Source organism: Burkholderia sp. AU16741 (genome assembly GCF_002223345.1).
In the GTDB taxonomy this organism is placed as follows: Bacteria; Pseudomonadota; Gammaproteobacteria; order Burkholderiales; family Burkholderiaceae; genus Burkholderia; species Burkholderia sola.
Genome location: NZ_NKEZ01000011.1, coordinates 631,697 through 653,874, shown reverse-complemented (window position 1 = coordinate 653,874; position 22,178 = coordinate 631,697). Strand labels below are relative to the sequence as shown.

The following is a 22,178-nucleotide window of genomic DNA, read 5'->3' as shown; positions in this document are numbered from 1 at the left end:
AAGGAGAACACCATGTCCAAGTTCATTCAACAAGCCGGCCGTTTCATTCGCGACGAAGACGGCGTGACCGCCATCGAATACGGCCTGATCGCCGCACTGATCGCAGTCGGCATCATCCTCGCGCTGTCGACCATCGGGAAGGACCTGAAGACCGTGTTCAGCACGATCGCGGCCGACCTCGATTCGGCGGTTGCAGGCATCTGATGCACCGTGCCGCGGGCGGCTCGGCTGGTGCAGTGTTCGAGCCGTCCCCGGCGATTCCGTCAACCGGAAACCGGAGACCATCATGCAAGCCATCACACGTGTCGCCCGTCGCTGGATCGCCGACGAACAGGGTGTGACGTCGATCGAATACGCATTGCTCGCGTCGATGTTCGCCATTGCGGTGCTGGGCAGCGTCGTCACGCTGAAGGGCTCGCTCGGCGATGCGTACGAGATGATCGCCGCGGCCGTGACGGCCGCCGTGAGCACCGCCGTGACCACCGCGCTGTCCATGGTTTCCTGATCCACCGATTCGATACGCGAGGTTCGCCATGTTTCCCGTTGCGCCGCCTTATCCGGTTCCGTTGTGCGTGACGCTGCTCGCGATCGCCGCGGCCAGCACGGACATCGCGAGCCGTCGCATTCCGAACCGCCTCGTGCTGCTCGGCCTGGCCGGCGCGCTGGTCGCGCAGTGCCTGTTGCACGGCTTTCCGGCCGGCGTGCTCGGATGGCTCGCCGGTGCCGCAACCGGCTTCGGGCTGCTGCTGCCGTTCTATCTGTTGCGCGGGATGGCGGCGGGCGACGTGAAGCTGATGCTCGCGATCGGCGCATGGGTCGGCGCGGAAATGACGTTTTACATCGTGCTGGCCACGTTCCTGGCCGGCGGGGTCGGCGCCGTCGCCTACGCGCTGCTGCGCGGGCGGATGCGCCGGATGTGGGCGAACGTGCGCACGCTGATCGTGCGGCGCTCGCACGCGGCACGCGCCGAGGCCGACGACGGCCCCGGCGAGATCGCCTCGGTCGGCACGCTGCCGTACGGCGTGGCGATCGCGGCCGGCACGCTGGGCATGCTGTTCGCGTCGTGCGCATAGCGCGGCGGATCCGCAACGAGGACGCAACGAGGACGCAACGATCATGAACACGAACCACACCGAACCGAGACGCGACGCGCAGGTGGCACGCCTGCCCGATCCGCCGCCGTCGCGGGAGGTCCATACGAAGCTGGGCGCGCAACTGCCGCCGGCGCCGCGCTCTCTCGCCGAAACCGGGCTGAGCACGGCGTTCGTCGCCGGCCTCGTGCTGAAGTCGACGCTGGTGCTCGGCCGCCCGTCGTACGGCGACCTGGTCGAGCGGCACTGCCTGCCGCTCGCGGTGCTCGACGACGTCTTCGCGTTCCTGGTGCGCGAGCATCTCGTCGAGCTGACCCATCGCGGCGCGACCGATCTCGACGTGACGTTCCGCCTCACCGATGCGGGCCGCGTGCTCGCGCTCGAGGAACGGGAACGCAGCGGCTACAGCGGTCCCGCGCCGGTCACGCTCGACGCGTATCTGGCGAGCGTGGCCGCGCATTCGGTGCGCAAGCTGCACATCGGCCAAAGCGACGTGTGGGCGGCATTCGAAGGCATCGTGATCGACACGGCGGTGCTCGATGCGGCGGCCGCCGCGCTGAACGCCGGCCGGCCGCTGCTCATCCACGGCCCGGCCGGCAGCGGCAAGACCTTTCTCGCCGAGCGGCTCGGCGCACTGATGCACGGCCGCGTGCCGGTGCCGCATGCGATCTGCGCGGCCGGCGAAGTGATCCAGGTCTACGACCCGCTCGTGCACGTCGACGCGCCGGCGCCGGGCGGCGGCCAGTCGGTCGATCGCCGCTGGCGCCTGTGCCGCCGGCCGGTCGTGATGTCGGGCGGCGAGCTGACGCTGGACGAACTCGACCTGCGCCGTGACGACGCGGCCGGCTTCTATCAGGCGCCGCCGCACATGAAGGCGAACATGGGCATGTACGTGATCGACGATCTCGGCCGCCAGCGCGTCGAGCCGCGCGACCTGCTCAATCGCTGGCTGCGTCCGCTCGATCGCGGCGTCGATTTCATGACGCTCGAATCCGGCAACCGCTTCGTGATGCCGTTCGACGTGTGGCCGGTGTTCTCGAGCAACCTGGCGCCGGAGCAGTTCTGCGACGACGCGTTCATGCGCCGCCTCGGCTCGAAGCTGCACGTCGGCGCGATGTCGATCGACGACTACCGCGCGGTGTACGACGCGGCCTGCACGTCGCTCGGGCTCGTATCGGCGAGCGATGCGTTCGACTTCCTGCTGCATCGGCTGCATCTGCCGACCGGCAAGGCGTTTCTCGCGTGCTTTCCGGCGGACCTGCTGCGCCTCGTGGCCGCCGGCGCGCGTTACCGCGGCGACCCGCCCGAGGTGACGCACGACGCGCTGTACGACGCGTGGGCGAGTTACTTCGGCGCGGCGCCTGAACGGGACGGCAGCCATCCGCCGCCCGTCGAGCGCGGCGGCCGTACGTTCGTCACCGGTTGAGCGGTTTCTTTCACGATTCGTCGAGGAGCATTGCCATGAAAAACAGTCGAGCGGTCATGATGCTGGTCGTCGCGATGATCGCGGGTCTTGCCGCGGTCGTATTCGCCTCCCACTGGCTGATGCAGACGTCCACGAGCTCGGTCACGTCCGTCGCGGTGGCCACCACCGACCTGAACCTGGGCGAGCCGCTCGGGCCGAACCAGATCCACATGGTGAGCTGGCCGTCGGGCAGCGTGCCGACCGGCGCGTTCACCGATACGAAAACGCTCGAAGGGCGCGTCGTGCGCACCAGCCTCGCGCGCGGCGAGCCGGTGATCGAGTCGAAGCTCGCGCCGGTCGGCACGAAGGGCGGCCTCTCCGCGGTGATCGCCGACGGCAGCCGCGCGATCACGGTGCGCGTGAACGACGTGGTCGGCGTCGCGGGCTTCGCGCTGCCGGGCAACTACGTCGACGTGATCGTCAACACGCAGGAACAGCAGGGCAAGACCGACGGGCAGAGCATCTCGAAGATCGTGCTCGAGCACATCCTCGTGCTCGCCGTCGCGCAGCAGGTCAGCCGCGACGACACGGCGCCGAAGGTGGTCAACGCGGTGACGCTGGAAGTCACGCCCGACCAGGCCGAACGGCTCGATCTCGCGCGCAGCGTCGGCACGCTGTCGCTCGTGCTGCGCAACCAGGTCGACCAGAAGACGCTGACCACCGGCGGCGCGACCAAGCTGACGCTGCTCGGCAAGGAGCCCGCACCGGCAGCGCCGCCGGCGCCCGTCCAGGCGCGGCCGGTCCGTGTGCACGTCGCGTCGCATGCGGCGCCGGAAGTGCGGCGCGACTGCGTCGGCGTGCTGACGGGCGTAAAGGGCAGCGTCGAGTGTTTCTGAAACCAAACCAACCAGCCATACAAACAAACCGGCCGCCGGCAACGCGCGGCGACCTTGGAAGTCGATAACCGGCACGGCGCCGGTCTCTCGGGGGATCAGACGAAATGAAGATCAAACCGCAACGCACAGGTACCGGCCCACTGCGCACACGCGTCGCACGGGGCACGATGATGGCCGCGATCCTCTGTTCGGGATGGCTGACCGTATATGGCGCACTCGCCCAGGAAGGCATCGAATCGGCGGTGCTGACCAAGGGCGGCGCCAGCGCGCCGGCCGTGGTCGGCAAGGGGCCGATGCAGATGACGATCAGCATGACGCCGGCGCCGGCCGCCGCGCCCGCCGCGTCGGCGGGGCCGCTGCGCGGGCCGAACTGCGTCGGCGCCGTGCGCGAATCGACCAGCGTCGCGGTGCCGCTCGGCAAGTCGCTGCTGGTGCCGATGCCGGAGCCGGTCCGCAACCGGACGATCGGCAATCCGGCCGTCGCGCAGGCGACGATGGTGTCGCCCCAGACGCTGTACATCCTCGGGCTCGCGGTCGGCACGACCAACATGATCGTGCAGGGCAGGAGCGGGGCATGCCGGGTGATCGACGTCGCGGTCGGCGCGGACGCCGGCGGGCTGCAGGCGTCGCTGCTGCAACTGATGCCGAACGAGCGCGACATCCATGTGTCGACCGCGGCCGGCACGATCGTGCTGGCGGGCACCGTGTCGAGCTCGCAGGCCGCGCAGCAGGCCGTGCAGATCGCCCATGCGTATGGCGACAGCGCGGGCGATGCCGCGGGCGGCGGCAAGCAGGGCGGCGGCGTGCTCAACATGCTGAACGTCACGTCGCCGCAGCAGGTGATGCTCGAGGTGAAGGTGGCCGAGGTGTCGAAGACGCTGATCAACCAGATGGGCAGCGCGTTCAACATCCAGGGCGGCTTCGGTTCGTGGAGCGGCGCGCTGGTCAGCAACCTGCTCGCCGGCGTCGCGAGCGGCGCCATCTTCAACAAGGCGAACAACAAGCCGTTCAGCATCGCGGCCGACGCGCAGAACACCGACAACCTCGTCAAGATCCTCGCGGAGCCGAACCTCGTGACGATCAGCGGCCAGGAGGCGACGTTCCTCGCGGGCGGCAAGATCTTCATCCCGATCCCGCAGAGCAGCGGCAACGGCACGTCGTCGATCACGCTGCAGGAAGAGGAATTCGGCGTCGCGCTGAAGTTCACGCCGACGGTGCTGGCCAACGGCCGGATCAGCCTGAAGGTCGCGCCGGAAGTGTCGGAGCTGTCGCAGACGGGCGTCACGCTGAGCGCGACCAACATCGGCGGCACGTCGATCCTGCCGCTGATCACGACGCGGCGCGCGTCGACGACGGTGCAGATGAGCGACGGCGAATCGTTCGCGATCGGCGGGCTGATCAAGGACAACGCGACCGGCGCGCTGAAGGCGATCCCGGGCGTCGGCGAAGTGCCGGTGCTCGGCGCGCTGTTCCGCAGCACGTCGTTTCAGCAGGACCGCACCGAGCTGATCTTCCTGATCACGCCGCACCTGGTGAAGCCGCTGCAGACCGCGGACGTCGCGCTGCCGACCGACAGCTTCTCGAAGCCGAGCGAAATCGACGTGTATGCGACCGGCAACATGGAAGGCCGCCGCGGCGTGCGCAAGGCAGGCGCCCAGCCGATGCAACCCGCGAACGATGCAGCCGCCGCGCCGCGGACCCCGGCCCAGGCACCGGTACCGGCGCCGAAATCGGAAGCCCCGGTCGCGCCGGCCGCGCTGCCCGCGCCGCGTGCACCGCAAGCCGACGTGCAACAGCCGGCGCCGGCCGAGCCGCCGAAGGCGCCCGCGCCGGTCGCGGCTGCCGCTCCGCAGCCCGACCCGGCCACCTCGGCTCGCGTCGCGCGCATCGAAGCCGCCGCCGCGCGTCTTGCGGCCGCCGGCGCCGAACCGTCGGCCCAGCCGGCGGCGCGCACCAAGCACCGGACCGCGGCGGCGCCCAACGCGCAGATGGCGCGTGCGGGTGCGGAACCCCAGTCCACCGATCGTTGAAGCCATCCAAGGGGAAGCTCATGAAATCCGCCTACCTCGTATTCGTGCGCCGCGCGGCGCTCGCCGTCCCGCTCGCGTTCGCGCTTGCCGGCTGCATGTCGTCGACCCCGGTGTGGGACAGCCGCTTCGGCGATTCGGTCCGCACCGTGATGCACGCCCAGATCATCGATCCGCATGCCGGCGAACATCCGGCCTCGGCGCCGGGGGTCGACGGCGCCGCCGCGGCGGCCGCGCTCGACAACTACGACAAGTCGTTCAAGCAGACCGTGCCGCCCGCCAACGCGTTCGTGATCGGCATCGGCAAGGCCACCCAATAACGACGGCATGCTCAGGGAGAACGCCATGAACAGCGCAGCCCGCTATCCGAAAGTTACGCGTCGCGGCCTGCATCGCCAACGCGGTGCCGTCGCGATCATCGTCGGCCTCTCGCTGGCGGTGATGATCGGGTTCGTCGGGCTCGCGCTGGATCTTGGCAAGCTGTACGTCACGCGCAGCGAACTGCAGAACAGCGCCGACGCCTGCGCGCTGTCGGCCGCGCGCGACCTGACCTCGGCCATCAGCCTGTCGGTGGCCGAAGCCGACGGCATCGCCGCCGGCCACCTGAATTTCGTGTTTTTCCAGAAGAAGTCGGTGCAGATGTCGACCAACGCGAACGTCACGTTCAGCGATTCGCTGACCAACCCGTTCCTGGCGAAGAACGCGGTCGCGAACCCGGCGAGTATCAAGTACGTGCAGTGCACCGCGACGCTGAGCAACATCGCGCACTGGTTCATCGAGGTGCTGAACGTGCTGCCGGGCACGAAGCTCGCGAATGCGGCGGAAGTGTCGGCGAGCGCGATCGCGACCGTCGGCGGCGGGCAGACGACCTGCGCGATTCCGGTGTTCGTGTGCCGCGGCCCGTCCGATCCGCCCTACAAGGTCGGCGACTGGATCTCGTCGCCGTCCGGATCGTCGTCGACCTACGGGCCGGGCAACTTCGGCTGGGCGGCGCTCGACGGCTCGACCAACGAGACGACGCTCGCGAGCGAGCTGTCGGGCAATACCTGCAACATCACGAGCCCGCCGGACCTGGCCACCACGGGCCTGAAGGCGGCGTCGCAGCGGGCCTGGAACACGCGCTTCGGCATCTACACGAACGGCGCGAACGGTTCGAGCGGCCAGCCCGACTTCACCGGCTACGCGTATGTCGGCCCGAACTACGGGCCGCCGGGAACGCCGGGCATCAAGGGCGACGCGTACACGCAGTTCGTGGCCGACCGCGCGAGCTTCAAACCTTACCAGGGCGACGGCGCACCGCCGTCGGGCAGCGGCATCGCGACCAACGGCACGGCGACGGCAAGCAACTACGCGACCTACGGCAGCGACCGCCGCCTCGCGCTGGCGCCGGAAGGCGACTGCTCGACGCTGTCCGGAAGCAGCGGCAAGGTGCACGTCACGCAATGGGATTGCGTGCTGATGCTCGATCCGCTTCCGTTCAGCGCCGGCAGCGGCCCCGTCGTCGCGCACCTGGAATACCTCGGTTCGTCGGTTTCCGGCAACAACCCTTGCGCGACGCACGGCTTGCCCGGCAGCGGCAGCGCGTCGGGCACCCAGGTGCCGATGCTCGTTCAATAGCGGAGAGGCGATCATGAAGAAGCCGTCGATTCGTCGTTCGCGCACCCGCGGCGCCGTCGCCGTCGAGTTCGCGCTCGTGCTGATGCCGATGATCATGCTGGCGACCGGCGTGGCCGAGTTCGGCCGGGCGATCTACCAGTACGAGACGCTGACCAAGGCGACCCGCGATGCGGCGCGCTACCTGTCGGTCTGGCTGCCGACCGACAGCGCGTATCCGGTGTCGCAGGCGCAGTGCCTGGTCGTCTACGGCAGCACGACGTGCGGCACGTCGGGCACCGAGCTGGTGCCCGGGCTCACGACGTCGATGGTCACGATCTGCGACGCGCAGCACACGACCGGCTGCAGCGATGCATCCGATCCGCCGCAGTTCGCGAACCTGCCGACCTACGATTCGAACAACAACGCGGCAAGCGGCACGGCCACCGGCGCGATCAACGTCGTCGAAGTGAAGATCAGCGGCTACAAGTACCAGCCGATTCCCGCGTACCCGGGGCTGCCGTCGATCACCTTCGGCAACATCGTCACCGTGATGAGGCAAGTGTCATGAACGCGCGCCATTTTCCGCTGTCCCGCCGGCGTGCGCAGCGCGGCGTGGCGATCGTCGAATTCGCGCTGATCGCGTCGGTGCTGATCATGCTGCTGATCGGTATCTTCGAGTTCGGCCGCGTGCTGTTCTACTGGAACACCGCGAGCGAGGCCGTGCGCCTCGGCGCGCGCACCGCGGTGGTCTGCGACGTGAACGCCGCGGGCGTCGTGAAGCGCGTGCGCTCGCTGTTGCCGCTGCTGTCGGACGCGAACGTGTCGGTCGACTACACGCCCGCGAGCTGCGGCATCAACACGTGCTCGTTCGTGACGGTGAGCGTCACGAACGTCACCGTCAAGACCATGATCCCGTTCATGAACGTCACGCTGAAAATGCCGCCGTTCACGACGACGCTGCCGCGCGAAAGCCTGAATTCCGCGACGGGCGGCTCCGCCTGCAACTGATCGAAAAGACGAGGCACACGACATGATCAACATCCTCGTAGCTTCCGACGACACCGCGCGGCTTTCGCAGATCGCGCGTCTCGTGGCCGACTGCGGACGCTATCGCACGACGCGCGCCACCGGCCGCCCGTCGCAGATCGAACATCGCACCGACGGGCTCGACGCGTTCGACATCCTGCTGGTCGACGGCACGTCGCTCGAGCCGTCCGAGCTGTCGGCGATCGAGCGCATCTGCCGCGCGCATGCGGGCCTGACCTGCATCCTCGTGGCGGCCGACGCATCGCCGCACGTGCTGCTCGATGCGATGCGTGCGGGCGCGCGCGACGTGCTGCAGTGGCCGCTCGATTCGCAGGCGCTCGGTAGCGCGCTCGGGCGGGCCGCCGCGCAGAGCACGCGGCGCGATACCGACGACACGCGCATCGTGTCGTTCATGTCGTGCAAGGGCGGCGCCGGCACCAGCTTCGCGGCCAGCAATGTCGCGTTCGAGATCGCCGAGGGCTTCAAGCGCCGCGTGCTGCTGATCGACCTGAACCAGCAGTTCGCCGACGCGGCGTTCCTCGTCAGCGACGAAACCCCGCCGTCGACGCTGCCGCAGCTGTGCGCGCAGATCGAGCGGCTGGACAGCGCGTTTCTCGACGCGAGCGTCGCGCACGTGACGGAAAACTTCCACGTGCTGGCCGGCGCCGGCGACCCGGTCAAGGCCGCCGAGATGCGCGAGGACGCGCTCGAATGGATTCTCGGCGTCGCCGCGCCGCGCTACGACTTCGTGATCTTCGACGTCGGCGTCGGCATCAATCCGCTGTCGATGGTCGCGCTCGATCGCAGCGACCAGATCCAGCTCGTGCTGCAGCCCGCGATGCCGCACGTGCGCGCCGGCCGCCGGCTGCTGGAGATCCTCGTGTCGCTCGGCTATTCGACCGACCAGTTGCGGCTGATCGTGAACCGCGCGACGCGCGCGAGCGAGCGGACCCGCACCGCGCTCGAGGAAGTGCTCGGGCTGCAGGCGGCCTGCACGATTCCCGACGATGCCGACACGGTGCTCGAAGCGATCAACCAGGGCCATCCGGTGTCGCGGCTCGCACGCGGCTCGGCGGTCGTACGGGCGTTGCAGGGCTATGCGAAACAACTCGTCGACGGCGAGGTGCGCGCGGGACGCAGCGCGACGCACAGCGAGCCGTTGATGTCCCGGCTGTTCGGCCGCAAGGCCACGCCGAAGCTCAAGTCGATGTAATTCTTACGGGGAATCATCATGTCATTGCGCGAACAGATGTCGTTGCACCGGGCCCAGCCGCTGTCGGCAGGCAGCGAGACGGCCGGCCCGGCGCATTCGTCGGTGCGCGACGCATACCAGAAGCTGCGCCGCGAAATTCACCTGGCCGTGCTCGAGCGCGTGGAACTCGAGCGCCTGTCGCGGCTGCATCAGGACCAGGTTCGCATGGAGATCGGCTCGCTGATCGCACGCATCCTCGACGAGGAACGCATGCCGGCGAACGACATCGAGCGCCGCCAGCTCGCGATCGACGTGTACGACGAGATGTTCGGCTTCGGCCCGCTCGAAGCGTTGCTGCGCGACCCCGGCATTTCCGACATCCTCGTGAACACCTACCGGCAGGTCTACGTCGAGCGCTGCGGTCAACTCGAACTGACCGACGTGACGTTCTATGACGATGCGCATCTGATGAAGGTGATCGAGAAGATCGTGTCGCGCGTCGGGCGCCGCATCGACGAATCGAGCCCGATGGTCGATGCGCGGCTGCCGGACGGATCGCGCGTGAACGCGATCATCCCGCCGTCCGCGATCGACGGGCCGCTGATGTCGATCCGGCGTTTCGCGGTCAACCCGCTGAAGATGGACGATCTGGTGCGCTACCATAGCCTGACGCCGCCGATGGCCGAGCTGCTCGACGCGCTGTCGCGCGCGAAGGTGAACGTGCTGGTGTCGGGCGGCACCGGCAGCGGCAAGACGACGCTGCTCAACATCCTGTCCGGCTTCATTCCGCGCAACGAGCGGATCGTGACGATCGAGGACGCCGCCGAGCTGCAACTGCAGCAGCCGCACGTGCTGCGGCTCGAAACGCGCCCGCCGAACATCGAAGGCAAGGGGGAGATCACGCAGCGCACGCTGGTGCGCAACGCGCTGCGGATGCGTCCGGACCGGATCATCCTCGGCGAAGTGCGCGGCGCGGAAGCGCTCGACATGCTCAACGCGATGAACACCGGCCACGAAGGTTCGCTCGCGACGATCCACGCGAACACGCCGCGCGACGCGCTGACGCGGCTCGAGAACATGGTCAGCGTGTCCGGCCTGACGTTGCCGCCGAAGACGATGCGCCAGCAGATCGCGTCGGCGATCTCGGTGGTCGTGCAGGCGGCGCGGCTCACGGACGGCAAGCGCAAGATCGTCAGCATCCAGGAACTGACCGGGATGGAAGGCGACATCATCAACATGCAGGAGATCTTCACGTTCAAGCGCACGGGCGTGGATCGCGACGGCTCGGTACGCGGCCACTTCTGCGCGACAGGCGTGCGGCCGAAGTTCGTCGAGCGGCTGCAGGCGTTCGGCATCAACCTGCCGGATTCGCTGTACGACCCGTCCATGCGATACGAGACGGACTGACGCCAGGGCGTCGTGTGCTGCCGGGGAGAGGCCTCATGAATGCGATCTTTTACGGTTTTGTGATTCTTACCTTCGTCGCGGTGGTGCTGTCGATCGAAGGCATCTATCAATGGTGGAACGCGCGGCACGGCGCCGCCGCGCGGCGGATCGAATCGCGCATTCGCGCGATGTCGGCGGGCGGCAACGTGCAGCAGGAGCGGCTGTCGATCCTGAAGAAGCGCATGCTCGACGAATCGAAGCCGTTCGACCGGCTGCTGCTGCGCCTGCCGCGCGTGCACGCGCTCGATCTCGTGATCCAGCAGTCGGGTCTCGACTGGACGCTGCCGAAGCTGATCACGCTCAGCGCGACGTTCGCGGCGCTCACGTGGTTCGCGGCGAGTTTCGCGCGGGCGCCGCAGCTCGCCGCGGTGCCGATCGCGCTGTTCGCCGGATGGGGGCCGATGATGTACGTGTTGCGCCGCCGCGCCCGGCGGATGCGCAAGCTCGAGCGGCAGTTGCCGGACATCTGCGACATGATCGCGCGCGCGCTGCGCTCCGGCCATTCGTTCACGAGCACGCTGGGGATGGTCGGCGACGAGTTTTCCGAGCCGATGGGCGGCGAATTTCGCGTGACGTTCGACGAGGTCAACTACGGCGTGTCGCTGCACGACGCGCTGACGAATCTGGCGACGCGCGTGCCGGTGCAGGACCTGCGCTACTTCGTGATCGCGGTGCTGATCCAGCGCGAGACGGGCGGCAACCTGGCCGAACTGCTCGACAGCATCGCCGGGCTGATCCGCGAGCGCTTCAAGCTGTTCGACAAGGTGCGCGTGCTGTCGGCGGAAGGGCGGCTGTCGGCGTGGATTCTCGGGCTTTTGCCGTTCGGCACCGCGGCGGTGATGGCGCTGCTGAACCGCGAATTCCTGTCGGTGCTCTGGGAGGATCCGGCCGGGATCCGGATGGTCGGCACGATGCTGGTGTCGATGCTGTTCGGGCTGTTCTGGATCCGCCGAATCGTGCGCATTCGCGTCTGACGCGCGAGCCGAATAACGAACCGTTGCGAGGTTGTCATGCAAAACCTGAGCGTGGTCCAGGCCGTGATGCTGGGCGGCTTGTTCATCTTCGTGGCCGGCGGCGTGCTCGTCGCGATGCTGCTGTTCGCGCCGCGCGGCATCCAGCGCCGGCTCCAGCAGGCCGGCGGGACCGGGGCGGGCGCCGTCGCCGGCCCGGGCGACGGCGACGACGTGGCGTCGCGCTGGGTCGCGAAGCTGGTCGAGCTGTCCACCCCGATCTCGAAGCTGTCGGTGCCGAAGGAGGGCTGGGAGAATTCGCCGCTGCGCATCCGGCTGATGAATGCCGGCTGGCGCAACCAGAGCGCGGCCGCGCTGTATTTCACCGCGAAGACGGTGCTCGCGCTCGGCCTGCCGTGCGCGGCGCTGCTGGCGCTGATCACGACGTCGCTCGGCGACGAGCGCGCGCTGTTGTCGCTGATCCTCGTGGCGCTCGCCGGCATCGGCTACTACATCCCGAACGTCGTGCTGTCGCAGCGGGTCAAGGTGCGTCAGCAGAAGATCTTCGAGGATTTCCCGGACGCGCTCGACCTGCTGACGGTGTGCGTCGAGGCGGGGCTCGGGCTCGACGCGGCGCTGATGAAGGTGAGCGAGGAGCTGCGGTTCAGCAGCGAGGTGGTCGCGAGCGAACTCGATCTGCTGCTGCTCGAGATGCGCTCCGGCTTCACGAAGGAGGCGGCGCTGCGCAATCTCGCGCTGCGCACCGGCGTGGAGGACATCGAATCGTTCTGCGCGATGCTGATCCAGGCGGACCGGTTCGGCACGAGCATCAGCGAATCGCTGCGCGTGCTGTCGGACATGCTGCGCACCCGCCGCCGGATGCGCGCGGAGGAACGCGCGGCGAAGATCGCGCTGAAGCTGCTGTTCCCGCTGATCTTCTGCATCTTCCCCGCGCTGATGGTGGTGCTGCTCGGCCCGGCGATGATTCACGTCTATCGCGTGCTGCTGCCCACGTTCGTCGGCATCGCGCCGTGAGCGGCGCGCGGATGTGGCTTTGCGCGCACCGATCCAGGCTGGACGTGCCGGCCCCGGGTGATTCGGCGGCCGGCGCGGCAATAGGCTTCATGGAGGCTCTCTCCCCAGGCGACGCCGCGAGACAGGTCGACCATAGCGGCGTCAATGCATCCTGGACCCATGGTCGATCATGGAACGAGCCGTAGTCCACCGCCTTCACGGCTGCCCCCTGCGGCTAACCTCTCGAAGCGGCAAGCACCGTATCGGGACGGCCGGCGCGCCGTGCATCACTGGAAGTGATGCACGTAGCGCAGCACCAACCGCGTCCCTTGCGATCGGTTGCGCGCATAGGTTTCGAAATACGCGTTGAACAGCAGGTGATCGTGCGGCGAGAAGCTATACATGGCGCCCGGCCCGATCGCGAACACGGCTTCCCGCGTGCCCGGCACGTCCTGCCCGTTGGCCTTCATGTCGGTGGTCTGGCGCAGCCAGTAGCCGTTGAGCCCCAGCCGCAGGCCGGGCCGCACTTCGTACTCGGTCGCGAAGTTCACGTGGATCGCCTGGCCGGCCTGCGTCGACGTCACGTCCGGGCCGAGTGCCGTCGCCGGCTGATGGTTGGTCGCGTTCCACAGATAGTGCAGCCGCCACGATACGGTCCATTTCGGCGTGAGCCACAGCGTCGCGGCCCAGTACGGATCGAACGACCAGAAATGGCTACCCGGATTGATCGCGCGCGCCGGATCGTACGCGCCGGTCGGCACGATGAACTGGAATTCGACGCGCTGCGCGAAACGCGGGCCCTGCGCGCCCATCACCGGGTCGAACTGGACGAACGGGCCGATCAGCAGATCGCCGAAGCCGGCGCGCGCATTCAGCGCGACGTTGCCGATGCCGTCGTCGGTGCGCGCGGACGCGATCCACGGCAGGATCACGTCGAGGCCCGGATGCATGCCCGCGAACGTCAGCGGCGACTGATAGACGAGCTGACTCAATCCCGCGAACAGGTCGACGTCCTGCTTCGGCAGCCCGACCTTGTTGCCCGCATTGTCGTTGACGCGACCGGCCGTGTAGTACTGCAGGTACTGCGTGCCGTACCAGCCGGCGCCGGCCGGCGGCATGCCGTCGAGGAAACTGGTCATGCCGAGGTTGACCGCCGGCAGGTCGGCCGCATGGGCCGGCGTATGACCGACGAGGCCACCGAGGCCGGCGAGCGCGAAGCCCGCGGCGACGAGCAGGCGAGAGCCGAATTTCATATTCACCACCTCCTGGAGTTTTATTTGTATCTACTAATCAAAGCGTGCGTGAAAGAGCAGGATGATCGGCGATCGCGCGATACTGGCCGGCATGGAACACGAGCGGCGCCTTGCCGAATGCGTCGAACTGCTCGATCTCGCCGATGAACAGCAGGTGGTCGCCGCCTTCGTAGTGGCCGACGTTGAGGCACACGAAGCGCGCGCTCGCGCCGTCGAGGCACGGCACGCCGCCGCTGCCCGAATCCGCGTGCGGCACGCCGTCGAACTTGTCGGCGCTGGGCGTCGCGAAGCGGCGCGACAGGTCGATCTGGTCGTGCGCGAGGATGTTGATCGCGAAGTGGGTCGCCGCGACGAAATCCGGGCGGCTCGGCGCGAGCTTGCGCAGGCTCCACAGCACGAGCGGCGGATCGAGCGACAGCGACGAGAACGAATTCGCGGTGAGGCCCACCTTGCGGCCGTCGGCCGCGCACGTGGTGATCACGGTGACGCCGGTCGGGAACTGCCCGAACGCGGCGCGCAACTGCATCGGGTCGAGGGCCGGACGGTCGGTGACGATGGTTTCCATGACGATTACTCCGCACGCACGCTGTGTTCGCGGATCAGCGCCGCGCATGCCGACGGCTCGAACCACCACGGCGCGAACCGGCGCGGATCGTCGAACCCGTCGACGATCGTTTTCGCGAGCGACGGCAGCTGGCCGGCCGCGCCGAGCAGTTCGAGAATGTGAGGCGGCGGCGGGGTGAGCAGCGAATTGGTCCAGCGCACGACGTGCTGCGCATACGCCCAGTAGTTTTCGAACGTCCGGTGCATCCAGTCTTCGCCGAACGGTGCGGCCTCGCGCGCGACGATCGCGTCGAAATACGCGTTCGCGCATTTCGCGGCGTTGTTCGAGCCCTGGCCCGTGATCGGATCGTTGACCACCACCGCATCGGCCATCCCGAACACGGTGCGGCCCGACGGCAGCCGGAAGAACGGCTTGCGCACGGTCGGCGCGAAGCGCCCGGCCAGCGTGCCGTTCGGATCGGTGAGCGCGACGTCGCGGCAGCGCTCGTATTCCCACGGCACGTATTGCTGCAGGAACGACAGGCTGCGGTCCAGATGCTGCTCGGGCGTCTTCACGTCGGCCCAGCAGTCGAGCGGGCCGCCCGGGATGCCTTCGAACACCATGATTTCGCACGGGCCGGTGGTGGTCAGCGCGGGAAACACGAAGTATTCGCCGATGCCCGGCAGCAGGTTGAAGCGCACGCGCGAATACGGCTCGCTCGGTGTCATTCCTTTCACGTAGGTCAGCGCCAGCGCGCGCTGCGGGCGGTCGAACGGGCTGCGCGCATCGTCGCGGCCGAGCAGGTTCACGATGTCGCCCTTGCCGGCCGCGAGCAGCACGAGGTCGTGGCTGCGCGCCAGTTCCTCAAGTTCGGGCACGCCGATGTCGCCGATCCGTACGTCCGCGCCGCGGCGACGCACGCCGTCGAGCCAGTCGGCCATCTTCACGCGCTGGTCGACCGACTGCGCGTAGCGCGTCAGTCGCGACGACCAGTCGATCGCCTTGCGGCCATTGCCGTCGGGGTGCGGCACCGCGATGCCGATGCCTTCGACGGACGGGCACGCTTCCTCCCACGTATTCAGGCCGAGATCGCGCTCGATCTGCAACGACGTGTGGAACATGCACTGGCTCGACATGACCTTGCCCGCGCGGATCTGCTCCGCGTCGCGGTTGGTCGCGAGCGTGACGTGGTAGCCCCGGCCGAGCAGGGCGAAGGCGAGTTGCAGGCCGGACTGGCCGGCGCCGACGATAGCGATGCGTCTCATGGAAATGTCCTCGGTTGGCCGCGTGGCGGCCGGAATGATTGCGTGAAGGGGCGACGCGGAGCAGTCACTCCGCGAGGCGCGGAATCGCCGGCACCGCCTGTTCGGGGCCCATCGCGGCGTAGCCGCCGTCCACCGCGTAGTCGGCGCCCGTCACGAAGCTCGCCGCGTCGCTGCACAGGAACGTGACGACCTGCGCGACTTCCGACGGATCGCCGACGCGGCCGAGCAGGTGGAACGGCGCGGCGACGCGATCGGTCTTCGCGCGGTCGCCGTGCGTCAGCTCGTCCATCACGCGCGACCAGGTCCAGCCGGGCGACACCGAGTTGACGCGAATCCGGTCGGGCGCGAGATCCATCGCCATGCTGCGCGTGAGCTGGCGGATCGCGGCCTTGGAGGTCGGATACAGCCAGCGGCCGGTCTGCGCGCACTGCGCGGAAATCGAGCTGAAGTTCACGATCGCGCCGCCGCCGCGCCGGGCCATGTGCGGATGCACGGCCTTCGCGAGCATCGCGGCCGACACGACGTTGACGTCCATCGCCGCGAGCCAGTCGTTGCGGGTCGCGTGGATGCCGTTGTCGACATAGCTGCATGCGAGGTTGACGAGCACGTCGATCGCGCCGAACCGTTCGACGATCGCCGATACCGCGCGCTCGATCGCGCGGTCGTCGGTGATGTCGAGCGCGATGAACAGCGCCCGTTCGCCGAGCGATGCGGCCACGCGTGCGCCGTTGTCCGCATCGAGATCGAGGATCGCGACGCACGCACCGGCGCGGCTCAGGTCCTGCGCGACCGCGGCGCCGATCAGCGTGGCGCCGCCGGTGACGAGCGCGACTTTGCCAGCAAGGGCATTCATGGGATGTCTCCGGGAATCGTGGGGGTGAGGGTTTGGGGGCGCGTCAGCGCGCACCCGTGGACGGCGCGCTATCGCGCCAGCGGCGCATCAGGCCGTTCGACGGCACGGTCACGTCGAGCAGCTTGCGGGCCGTGTCGACGCCCGCGACCGGCAGGCCGGCCGGATCGAGCAGGCCGATCTGCACGAGCACGCTCGCCTGATCCCAGTAGATGTGCTCGTGATAGAGCTTGTCGCCGCGAAACTTCACGATCGCGACGAGCGGAATCTCGACGCGCTTGCCGGTCGGCGCGACGCCAGGCAGCATCCAGTCGATCTCGGTGGTGTGCGTGAAGCAGAACAGCAGCTCGTCGACGATCTGGCTCGCGCCGATCGTGCGGGAGATCGGCGTGATCGTCGTGTCGGGCGGGTTCGCATGCACGAAGTGATGCGTGTAGAAGCGCTTGAGTTCGTCGTGGCCGACGCCGCCCGTCAGCGTCGGAATATGGTTGACGTACGGCTCGGCGACCATCGTGGCCATCGTCGCGTCGACGTTGCGCGTGTCGAACTCGTGCTGCAGGTGCGTTTCCCACAGCGCGGACAGGTCGTAGCGCGGGCCGAGCGCGGCGCGGAACGCGGCGATCGCGCGCTGGTGGGCCATGATGGCGGCGGCCTGGTCGTAATGATCGCCGCCGGGGCGGGCGAACGCGTGATCGACGCCGGGATAGACGTATACTTCGACGCCGTCGCGGCCGGACAGCGCATCCGCGATGCGCTGCCGAGCGTCGGGCGGGCAGAAGCGGTCCTGCGCGGCGATCTGCAGCACGAGCCGTCCGCGCAGGTGCGCGGCTTCGTCCAGCGCATGCTCGATGCCCACGCCGTAGTAGCTGACCGCCGCGGCCACGCCCGGCAGCCGGCACGCGGCGAGGTACGCGAGCTTGCCGCCGAGGCAGTAGCCGAGCACGCCGGCCTCGCCCGTGCATTCCGGCCGCCGGCGGAGCGCGTCCAGCGCGGCGCCGACGTCGTCGACACCCTTGTTTTCGTCGAATGCGCGATAAAGGGCCATTGCGCGCTCGAAATCGGCCGCCGTGTAGCCGAGTTCGATGCCCGGCGACTGGCGCCAGAACAGGTCCGGCACGAGCACCGTATAGCCTTCCTCGGCGTAGTAGTCGGCCACGTCCCGCATCGTCGCGTTCGCGCCGAAGATCTCGTGACAGAGGACGAGGCCCGGCCCCGTGCCGCCGGCCGGCGTGCTCAGGTACGCGCGGAACGCGCCGCCGTCCGGTGCTGGAATCTCGATGTGACGTCCGTTCATGTGTCCCTCCATGCGGTTGGTTTCGATGACGGCCCAGTATTGGCGGCCGAAATGGGCATTTCTATCCGCTTTCTTCGGCCGGTATCCGCGAATTCCGGAAACCTGCGGCAGCGGCCGCCGCAGGCCGGCGGGCCGGGGCCGACTGCGGGTATGTGCGGATGCGGACAGCCCGCACAGTTTTCTACGATGCGCGAACGGTCCGCTTCTTGCGTGGCTTGCGCGGGACTTGCGTGTTTCATCGGACGGATTGTCCGGATACTCCGGACGCTGTCCGGATCGTGCGGCGCATTCCCCGATATCGGGAATGCATGCACGGCGCGAGTGCGATCGAGCACGACGGGAGAACTTCGATGGCGCAATTTTCCGAAACCGGCTGGCTGGGTGACGCCGCCTGTTTCAATCACGGCACGCTGCTGCTGGAGTCGAACGACGTCGACGAGGTGCGTGCGCGCGTGGCGGACGTCTTCAAGCCGCATCGACTCACGCCGACCGGCGAATCGCGCGTGCTGCACAGCTGCATGCACCATGCGCGCTGGGGCAACCTGTCGCTGAACCTGCTCGATTACGGCGGCGAGGTGTCGATCGAACCGGGGCCGCTCGAGCATTTCTATCTGTTGCAGATTCCGCTGCGCGGCGACGCCGAGATCGAATGCGGCGCGACGCGCTTCGTGTCGTCGCCCGACACGGCGTCGCTGCTGTCGCCCACGCTGCCGCTCCGGATGCGATGGGGCGAAGCGTGTCCGCAAGTCATCCTGCGTATCGAGCGCGACGTGATGGAACGGCATGCGCAGCGCCATTTCGGCGGGGACCGGCGCGCACCGGTGGAGTTCGAGCCGGCGTTCAGCCTGGCGTCGCAGCAGGGCGCCTGCCTCGCGCAAATGTTGCCGATGCTGGCCGACGCGATCGCGACGGACGGCCATCCGCTGCGCCATCCGCTCGCTTTCGAGCAACTCGAATCGACGCTGCTGAACCTGCTGCTGTACGGCCAACCGAACACCGCGCGCAACGGCACACGTCCCGCGCCGGCACCGCTCGCGCCGTTCTACGTGCGGCGCGTCGAGGAATACATCCGCGCGCATCTCGACGAGCCGCTGACGATCGAACGGCTCGCCGAACTCGCCGGCGTGAGCCCGAGCACGCTGTTCGCCGGCTTTCGCAATCGCCACGGGATCACGCCGATGGGCTTCGTGCGGCAGTTGCGGCTGCAACATGTACGCGACGAACTGTTGGCCGACGACACGCCGGGACTCGCGTCGGTCACCGACGTCGCGCTGAAATGGGGCTTCGCGCACCTCGGGCGGTTCGCGATCGAGTACAAGCGCGCGTTCGGGGAATCGCCGTCGGCGACGCTCAGGATGCGGCGCGGGCAGGGGTGACCCGGCTGCACGACTCGCGTTCGGCGGCCAGCGCGCGAACGCCGGTCGCGAGCGTCGACGTACGGCCCTCGGCGAGCGCGCGCGGTCAGGTTCGACCGATAGCCGAGTTCGCGGATCGCCGCCGTCACGCACTCGACGGTCGCCGGGTTCACCTTCTACGGACTGCGCAGCACGCCGCGCTACGACCGGTCGCGATTCCGGGCGCGTGTCGCGCCGGTGATGACCGCGATGCCGAACAGGATGACGGCCACGATCTCGATGATGTGCTGCGAGACGTGCAGCGTCATCAAACCCCACGCGACGCCGCCGATGAAAATGATCCATCCGACCAGGTAGATAAGCAGGGTCATCGCTTTTTCTCCTTGCAGTTTTGGCCCATGGTGCCGGCTATCGGTCGTGCAAAATTTACCGGGCGCGCGACGGGCGCGATGAGGGGCACTATCCATCAGCATAGGAGCATCTTGCGGACCTGGCCTGGCTTCGGCGGGCCGGCGGGCACCTGCCGTCCGCAGCTTGCCGAGCGTTTCATTCGGACACCGCATCGGGCGCATGCAGCCCGAGCCGGGCCATGAGCCGCCCGGCATCGAACGGCGCCTGCGTTTTCGTGTCGTTGTCGAAATAGCAGTACACGTCGCGCGTCGCCGCCCGAGGCGGTTTCAGCGCCGGTGCGGCGAGACGCGCATCGGCGGGCTGCGCGCCCCGGCTCCAGGTTTCGATTCTGCGCGCCCATCGTTCGAGCGCCGCATCGGCGTATTCACCTGAATACTTCGTTTCAGTGCCGTGCAGCCGGATATAGACGAACCGCGCGCTCAGATCCTCGAGCTGCGGCCACGCCTCGGTCGAATCCGACACGACGAGCGCGACCTTGTGGCGGCGCAGCAGTTTCACGAACGCCGGATCGACGAAGCTCTCGTGCCGCACCTCCACCGCATGACGTAACGGACGCTTGCGGTCGATCCGCAGATACGGCTCGCGGACGCGCGCATCGTGCCGTCGGGCGAGCGCGAGCGCGGCTTCCGTGTCGGGCGGCAGCAGGCTCAGGAAGCGCTCCATATGCGCCGGATCGAACCGCAGCGACGGCGGGAATTGCCACAGCAGCGGCCCCAGCTTGTCCTTCAGCGCGAACAGCCCCTGCGCGAAAAAATTCGCGCACGCGATCGTGGCCGTTTCGCCGCGAAAGCGCAGCATGTGCGTCAGGTAGCGCGAGCCTTTGACGCTGAACACGAACCCGGGCGGCGAGTCGGCATACCAGCGCCGCCAGCTGTCGGGCGCTTGCAGGCTGTAGTGCGTGCCGTTGATTTCGATCGTCTGCATGTGGGCCGATGCATACCGCAACTCGCTGGCCTGCTTCAGGTCGGGCGGGTAGAACGTCCCGCGCCAGCCGGGGTAGCGCCAGCCCGAAATGCCGATGTGAATCCTGCCGGATGTGCGTGTCACGTCGATGCCCGGCTGCGCCGGCTCCCTGATGCGGTTCGGGCGACGAGCAATCGGCGTGCCGCCGCCGATTTGATTTTTTAAAGACCGCGCCACGTTCGGCCGGTATCATCGCTGCGCTCGACCTGAAGAAGGACATGTACGGCGGCGTCGCGTCGGCGATGGCGGTGGCCGGCTTGCCGCGGCCGACCGGCGCGGGGCGCTCGATGGTGTCGGCGGCGACGTCGAACTATCACGGCCAGCAGGGCTTCGCGGCCGGCTACTCGTACGTGACGGAGAGCAACCGCTGGGTCGTCAAGGCATCGGTGACGGGCAACACGCGGTCGGACTTCGGCGCGGTGGTCGGCGCGGGTTATCAGTTCTGATGCAGGTCGCGTCGCGTTGAGCGATGCGCGATGCGCGGTGCCGGGCAACGGATGTACAGCCCGACACCGCTGTCGATCGACGGCCCGGGGTTCGTTCGCGAATCCCGGGCCGTCGTCGTTTGATGTCGTCGGCCGATCGGGTGCCTCGCATCGACGAGACTGTCGCGAATGCGAGTCATGCGATCCGTCGCAATCGTCGCCCTCCCGCAACGGGCGGTGCGACAAGGGTTTCACGCGGTTCCGGCGGAACGTCGAATGCGAGTTGTGGAATGCGAGCTTCCGCTCGTATTCTGAGGTCCTCGGGCGGCACGGCATGGAGCCTTCGCCCACCAACGCATCGGAGCGCGCGACCATGACCGAAACGACACACACGATGAAACTCAATCACCTGAGCTTCCCCTCTGCCGACACGCTGGCGACGGCCCGGTTCTTCGAGCGATACCTTGGCTTCACGATCGCGGGAAGCTGGGACAAATCCTGGATCCTCAAGCGTCCGGGCTTCGACGTCGTGATCGATCACGTCGGCGACGGCGTGCCCGCGTGGCCGACCAACTTCCACGTCGGCTTCGAACTGCCGAGCCTCGATGCCGTGCATGCGCTGTTCGCGCGTTTCAAGGAAGAGGGCGTCGCGATGGAGACGGATGTCTTCAACAACGGGCGCGGCTCGCGCTTCTTTTGCCGCGCGCCGGGCGGCGTGATGTTCGAACTGAACACGCGCGCGGATGCCGCGCCGGAATATCAGGGGACCTTCGACGATTGACGCGATGCGATGCGATGCGTGTCGCGCCGCTTCTCCAGATCGGCGATCTGGTCGCACGACCGCGTGCCCTCGATCAGCAGCATGCAGTCCAGAAAGCCGCGAATATCGTCGAGCGTGAAACCGCGCACGGAAGGGGAGGCAATCATTTAGCATTCGCGCGCGAGCGGCAACGCGCCGCGAACAGGCAGGTGACCGGCTAATGTGACGAAGCGCAAGCGATTCGCTAACGAAGGAATTCGCGATTGCACATGCATGCTGCCGCTAAGCACCGCCCGCGCAACTTTATGACGTACGCCGATTAATTTATCGGTTTATATCGCTTGGGATTACCGGATCGAGGGAACAGAATTTCCGCTGCCGGAAGTCGACGGCAGCGGGCCGAATACGCTCGACG

General features: G+C 68.0%; 23 protein-coding genes and 3 pseudogenes. 17 read left to right on the top strand and 9 right to left on the bottom strand.

The genetic code is table 11. The features are described 5' to 3' along the window. Positions 1-12 precede the first annotated feature (12 nt). The 14 genes from CFB89_RS31975 (at position 13) to CFB89_RS31910 (ending at position 12,664) form a co-directional block, all read left to right on the top strand. Complete coding sequence (locus CFB89_RS31975) at positions 13-204, top strand: Flp family type IVb pilin (protein WP_059577621.1); 192 nt, start codon at positions 13-15, stop codon at positions 202-204. A gap of 82 nt (positions 205-286) precedes the next feature. Beyond that, entirely contained in the window at positions 287-505 is a 219-nt protein-coding gene (locus tag CFB89_RS31970; RefSeq protein ID WP_089471445.1) for a Flp family type IVb pilin, read from the top strand. A gap of 28 nt (positions 506-533) precedes the next feature. After that, complete coding sequence (locus CFB89_RS31965) at positions 534-1,073, top strand: prepilin peptidase (RefSeq protein ID WP_089471444.1); 540 nt, start codon at positions 534-536, stop codon at positions 1,071-1,073. A 43-nt stretch (positions 1,074-1,116) separates the two neighbouring features. Beyond that, positions 1,117-2,517, top strand: a complete 1,401-nt coding sequence (locus CFB89_RS31960; protein ID WP_089471443.1) for an ATPase — start codon at positions 1,117-1,119, stop codon at positions 2,515-2,517. A gap of 35 nt (positions 2,518-2,552) precedes the next feature. Continuing rightward, the gene (gene cpaB / locus CFB89_RS31955; protein WP_089471442.1) at positions 2,553-3,392 is read left to right on the top strand and encodes a Flp pilus assembly protein CpaB; all 840 of its coding nucleotides are present in this window, start codon (positions 2,553-2,555) and stop codon (positions 3,390-3,392) included. A gap of 104 nt (positions 3,393-3,496) precedes the next feature. Next, positions 3,497-5,422, top strand: coding sequence for a type II and III secretion system protein family protein (locus CFB89_RS31950; RefSeq protein ID WP_089471441.1), 1,926 nt, complete (start codon positions 3,497-3,499; stop codon positions 5,420-5,422). A 20-nt stretch (positions 5,423-5,442) separates the two neighbouring features. Then, on the top strand, positions 5,443-5,739 hold the full coding sequence (locus tag CFB89_RS31945) for a hypothetical protein (protein WP_089471440.1): 297 nt from the start codon (positions 5,443-5,445) through the stop codon (positions 5,737-5,739). A gap of 25 nt (positions 5,740-5,764) precedes the next feature. Continuing rightward, entirely contained in the window at positions 5,765-7,036 is a 1,272-nt protein-coding gene (locus CFB89_RS31940; protein WP_089471439.1) for a pilus assembly protein TadG-related protein, read from the top strand. Positions 7,037-7,049: 13 nt separating this feature from the next. Continuing rightward, positions 7,050-7,583, top strand: coding sequence for a TadE/TadG family type IV pilus assembly protein (locus CFB89_RS31935; RefSeq protein ID WP_089471438.1), 534 nt, complete (start codon positions 7,050-7,052; stop codon positions 7,581-7,583). Further along, the gene (locus CFB89_RS31930; protein WP_089471437.1) at positions 7,580-8,023 is read left to right on the top strand and encodes a TadE/TadG family type IV pilus assembly protein; all 444 of its coding nucleotides are present in this window, start codon (positions 7,580-7,582) and stop codon (positions 8,021-8,023) included. The genes CFB89_RS31935 and CFB89_RS31930 overlap by 4 nt, the downstream gene beginning before the upstream one ends. A gap of 22 nt (positions 8,024-8,045) precedes the next feature. After that, positions 8,046-9,254: an AAA family ATPase gene (locus CFB89_RS31925; RefSeq protein WP_089471436.1), complete on the top strand. Its 1,209-nt coding sequence runs from the start codon at positions 8,046-8,048 to the stop codon at positions 9,252-9,254. A gap of 18 nt (positions 9,255-9,272) precedes the next feature. Continuing rightward, entirely contained in the window at positions 9,273-10,640 is a 1,368-nt protein-coding gene (locus tag CFB89_RS31920) for a CpaF family protein (RefSeq protein ID WP_089471435.1), read from the top strand. 35 nt (positions 10,641-10,675) lie between these two features. Beyond that, on the top strand, positions 10,676-11,653 hold the full coding sequence (locus CFB89_RS31915) for a type II secretion system F family protein (protein WP_089471434.1): 978 nt from the start codon (positions 10,676-10,678) through the stop codon (positions 11,651-11,653). Between the two features lie 36 nt (positions 11,654-11,689). Beyond that, positions 11,690-12,664 carry a type II secretion system F family protein gene (locus CFB89_RS31910; RefSeq protein ID WP_089471433.1) on the top strand — a complete coding sequence of 325 codons (975 nt, stop codon included), beginning with the start codon at positions 11,690-11,692 and terminating at the stop codon, positions 12,662-12,664. Between the two features lie 266 nt (positions 12,665-12,930). On the opposite strand, the gene CFB89_RS31905 is transcribed toward CFB89_RS31910, so the two are convergent. The 5 genes from CFB89_RS31905 to CFB89_RS31885 all read right to left on the bottom strand — a co-directional run bounded on the left by CFB89_RS31905 (position 12,931) and on the right by CFB89_RS31885 (position 17,849). After that, positions 12,931-13,896: a transporter gene (locus tag CFB89_RS31905; protein WP_089471723.1), complete on the bottom strand. Its 966-nt coding sequence runs from the start codon at positions 13,894-13,896 to the stop codon at positions 12,931-12,933. A 37-nt stretch (positions 13,897-13,933) separates the two neighbouring features. Next, positions 13,934-14,461 carry a flavin reductase family protein gene (locus CFB89_RS31900; RefSeq protein ID WP_089471432.1) on the bottom strand — a complete coding sequence of 176 codons (528 nt, stop codon included), beginning with the start codon at positions 14,459-14,461 and terminating at the stop codon, positions 13,934-13,936. A gap of 5 nt (positions 14,462-14,466) precedes the next feature. Further along, the gene (locus CFB89_RS31895) at positions 14,467-15,705 is read right to left on the bottom strand and encodes a styrene monooxygenase/indole monooxygenase family protein (protein WP_089471431.1); all 1,239 of its coding nucleotides are present in this window, start codon (positions 15,703-15,705) and stop codon (positions 14,467-14,469) included. Between the two features lie 64 nt (positions 15,706-15,769). Continuing rightward, positions 15,770-16,558, bottom strand: coding sequence for an SDR family oxidoreductase (locus CFB89_RS31890; protein WP_089471430.1), 789 nt, complete (start codon positions 16,556-16,558; stop codon positions 15,770-15,772). Positions 16,559-16,601: 43 nt separating this feature from the next. Continuing rightward, positions 16,602-17,849 carry a dienelactone hydrolase family protein gene (locus tag CFB89_RS31885; protein ID WP_089471429.1) on the bottom strand — a complete coding sequence of 416 codons (1,248 nt, stop codon included), beginning with the start codon at positions 17,847-17,849 and terminating at the stop codon, positions 16,602-16,604. Positions 17,850-18,199: 350 nt separating this feature from the next. Between CFB89_RS31885 and CFB89_RS31880 the strand changes: the two genes are divergently transcribed. Next, on the top strand, positions 18,200-19,225 hold the full coding sequence (locus tag CFB89_RS31880) for an AraC family transcriptional regulator (protein WP_089471428.1): 1,026 nt from the start codon (positions 18,200-18,202) through the stop codon (positions 19,223-19,225). Position 19,226: 1 nt separating this feature from the next. Here CFB89_RS31880 and CFB89_RS35580 read toward each other — a convergent pair. The 3 genes and pseudogenes from CFB89_RS35580 to CFB89_RS31875 form a co-directional block, all read right to left on the bottom strand. Next, a pseudogene (locus tag CFB89_RS35580) lies at positions 19,227-19,380 on the bottom strand (LacI family transcriptional regulator); the annotation flags it as partial. A 24-nt stretch (positions 19,381-19,404) separates the two neighbouring features. Then, the gene (locus CFB89_RS34635; RefSeq protein ID WP_144030185.1) at positions 19,405-19,677 is read right to left on the bottom strand and encodes a hypothetical protein; all 273 of its coding nucleotides are present in this window, start codon (positions 19,675-19,677) and stop codon (positions 19,405-19,407) included. Between the two features lie 73 nt (positions 19,678-19,750). Beyond that, positions 19,751-20,662, bottom strand: a complete 912-nt coding sequence (locus tag CFB89_RS31875; RefSeq protein WP_089471427.1) for a DUF72 domain-containing protein — start codon at positions 20,660-20,662, stop codon at positions 19,751-19,753. 119 nt (positions 20,663-20,781) lie between these two features. Here CFB89_RS31875 and CFB89_RS31870 point away from each other — a divergent pair. Both CFB89_RS31870 and CFB89_RS31865 read left to right on the top strand, forming a co-directional pair. After that, positions 20,782-21,024 (top strand): annotated as a pseudogene (locus tag CFB89_RS31870) (YadA-like family protein); the annotation flags it as partial. 352 nt (positions 21,025-21,376) lie between these two features. Continuing rightward, entirely contained in the window at positions 21,377-21,784 is a 408-nt protein-coding gene (locus CFB89_RS31865; RefSeq protein WP_179233570.1) for a VOC family protein, read from the top strand. A gap of 23 nt (positions 21,785-21,807) precedes the next feature. On the opposite strand, the pseudogene CFB89_RS35815 reads toward CFB89_RS31865, so the two are convergent. Further along, positions 21,808-21,906, bottom strand: a pseudogene (locus tag CFB89_RS35815) (MerR family transcriptional regulator); the annotation flags it as partial. Between the last annotated feature and the right edge of the window lie 272 nt (positions 21,907-22,178).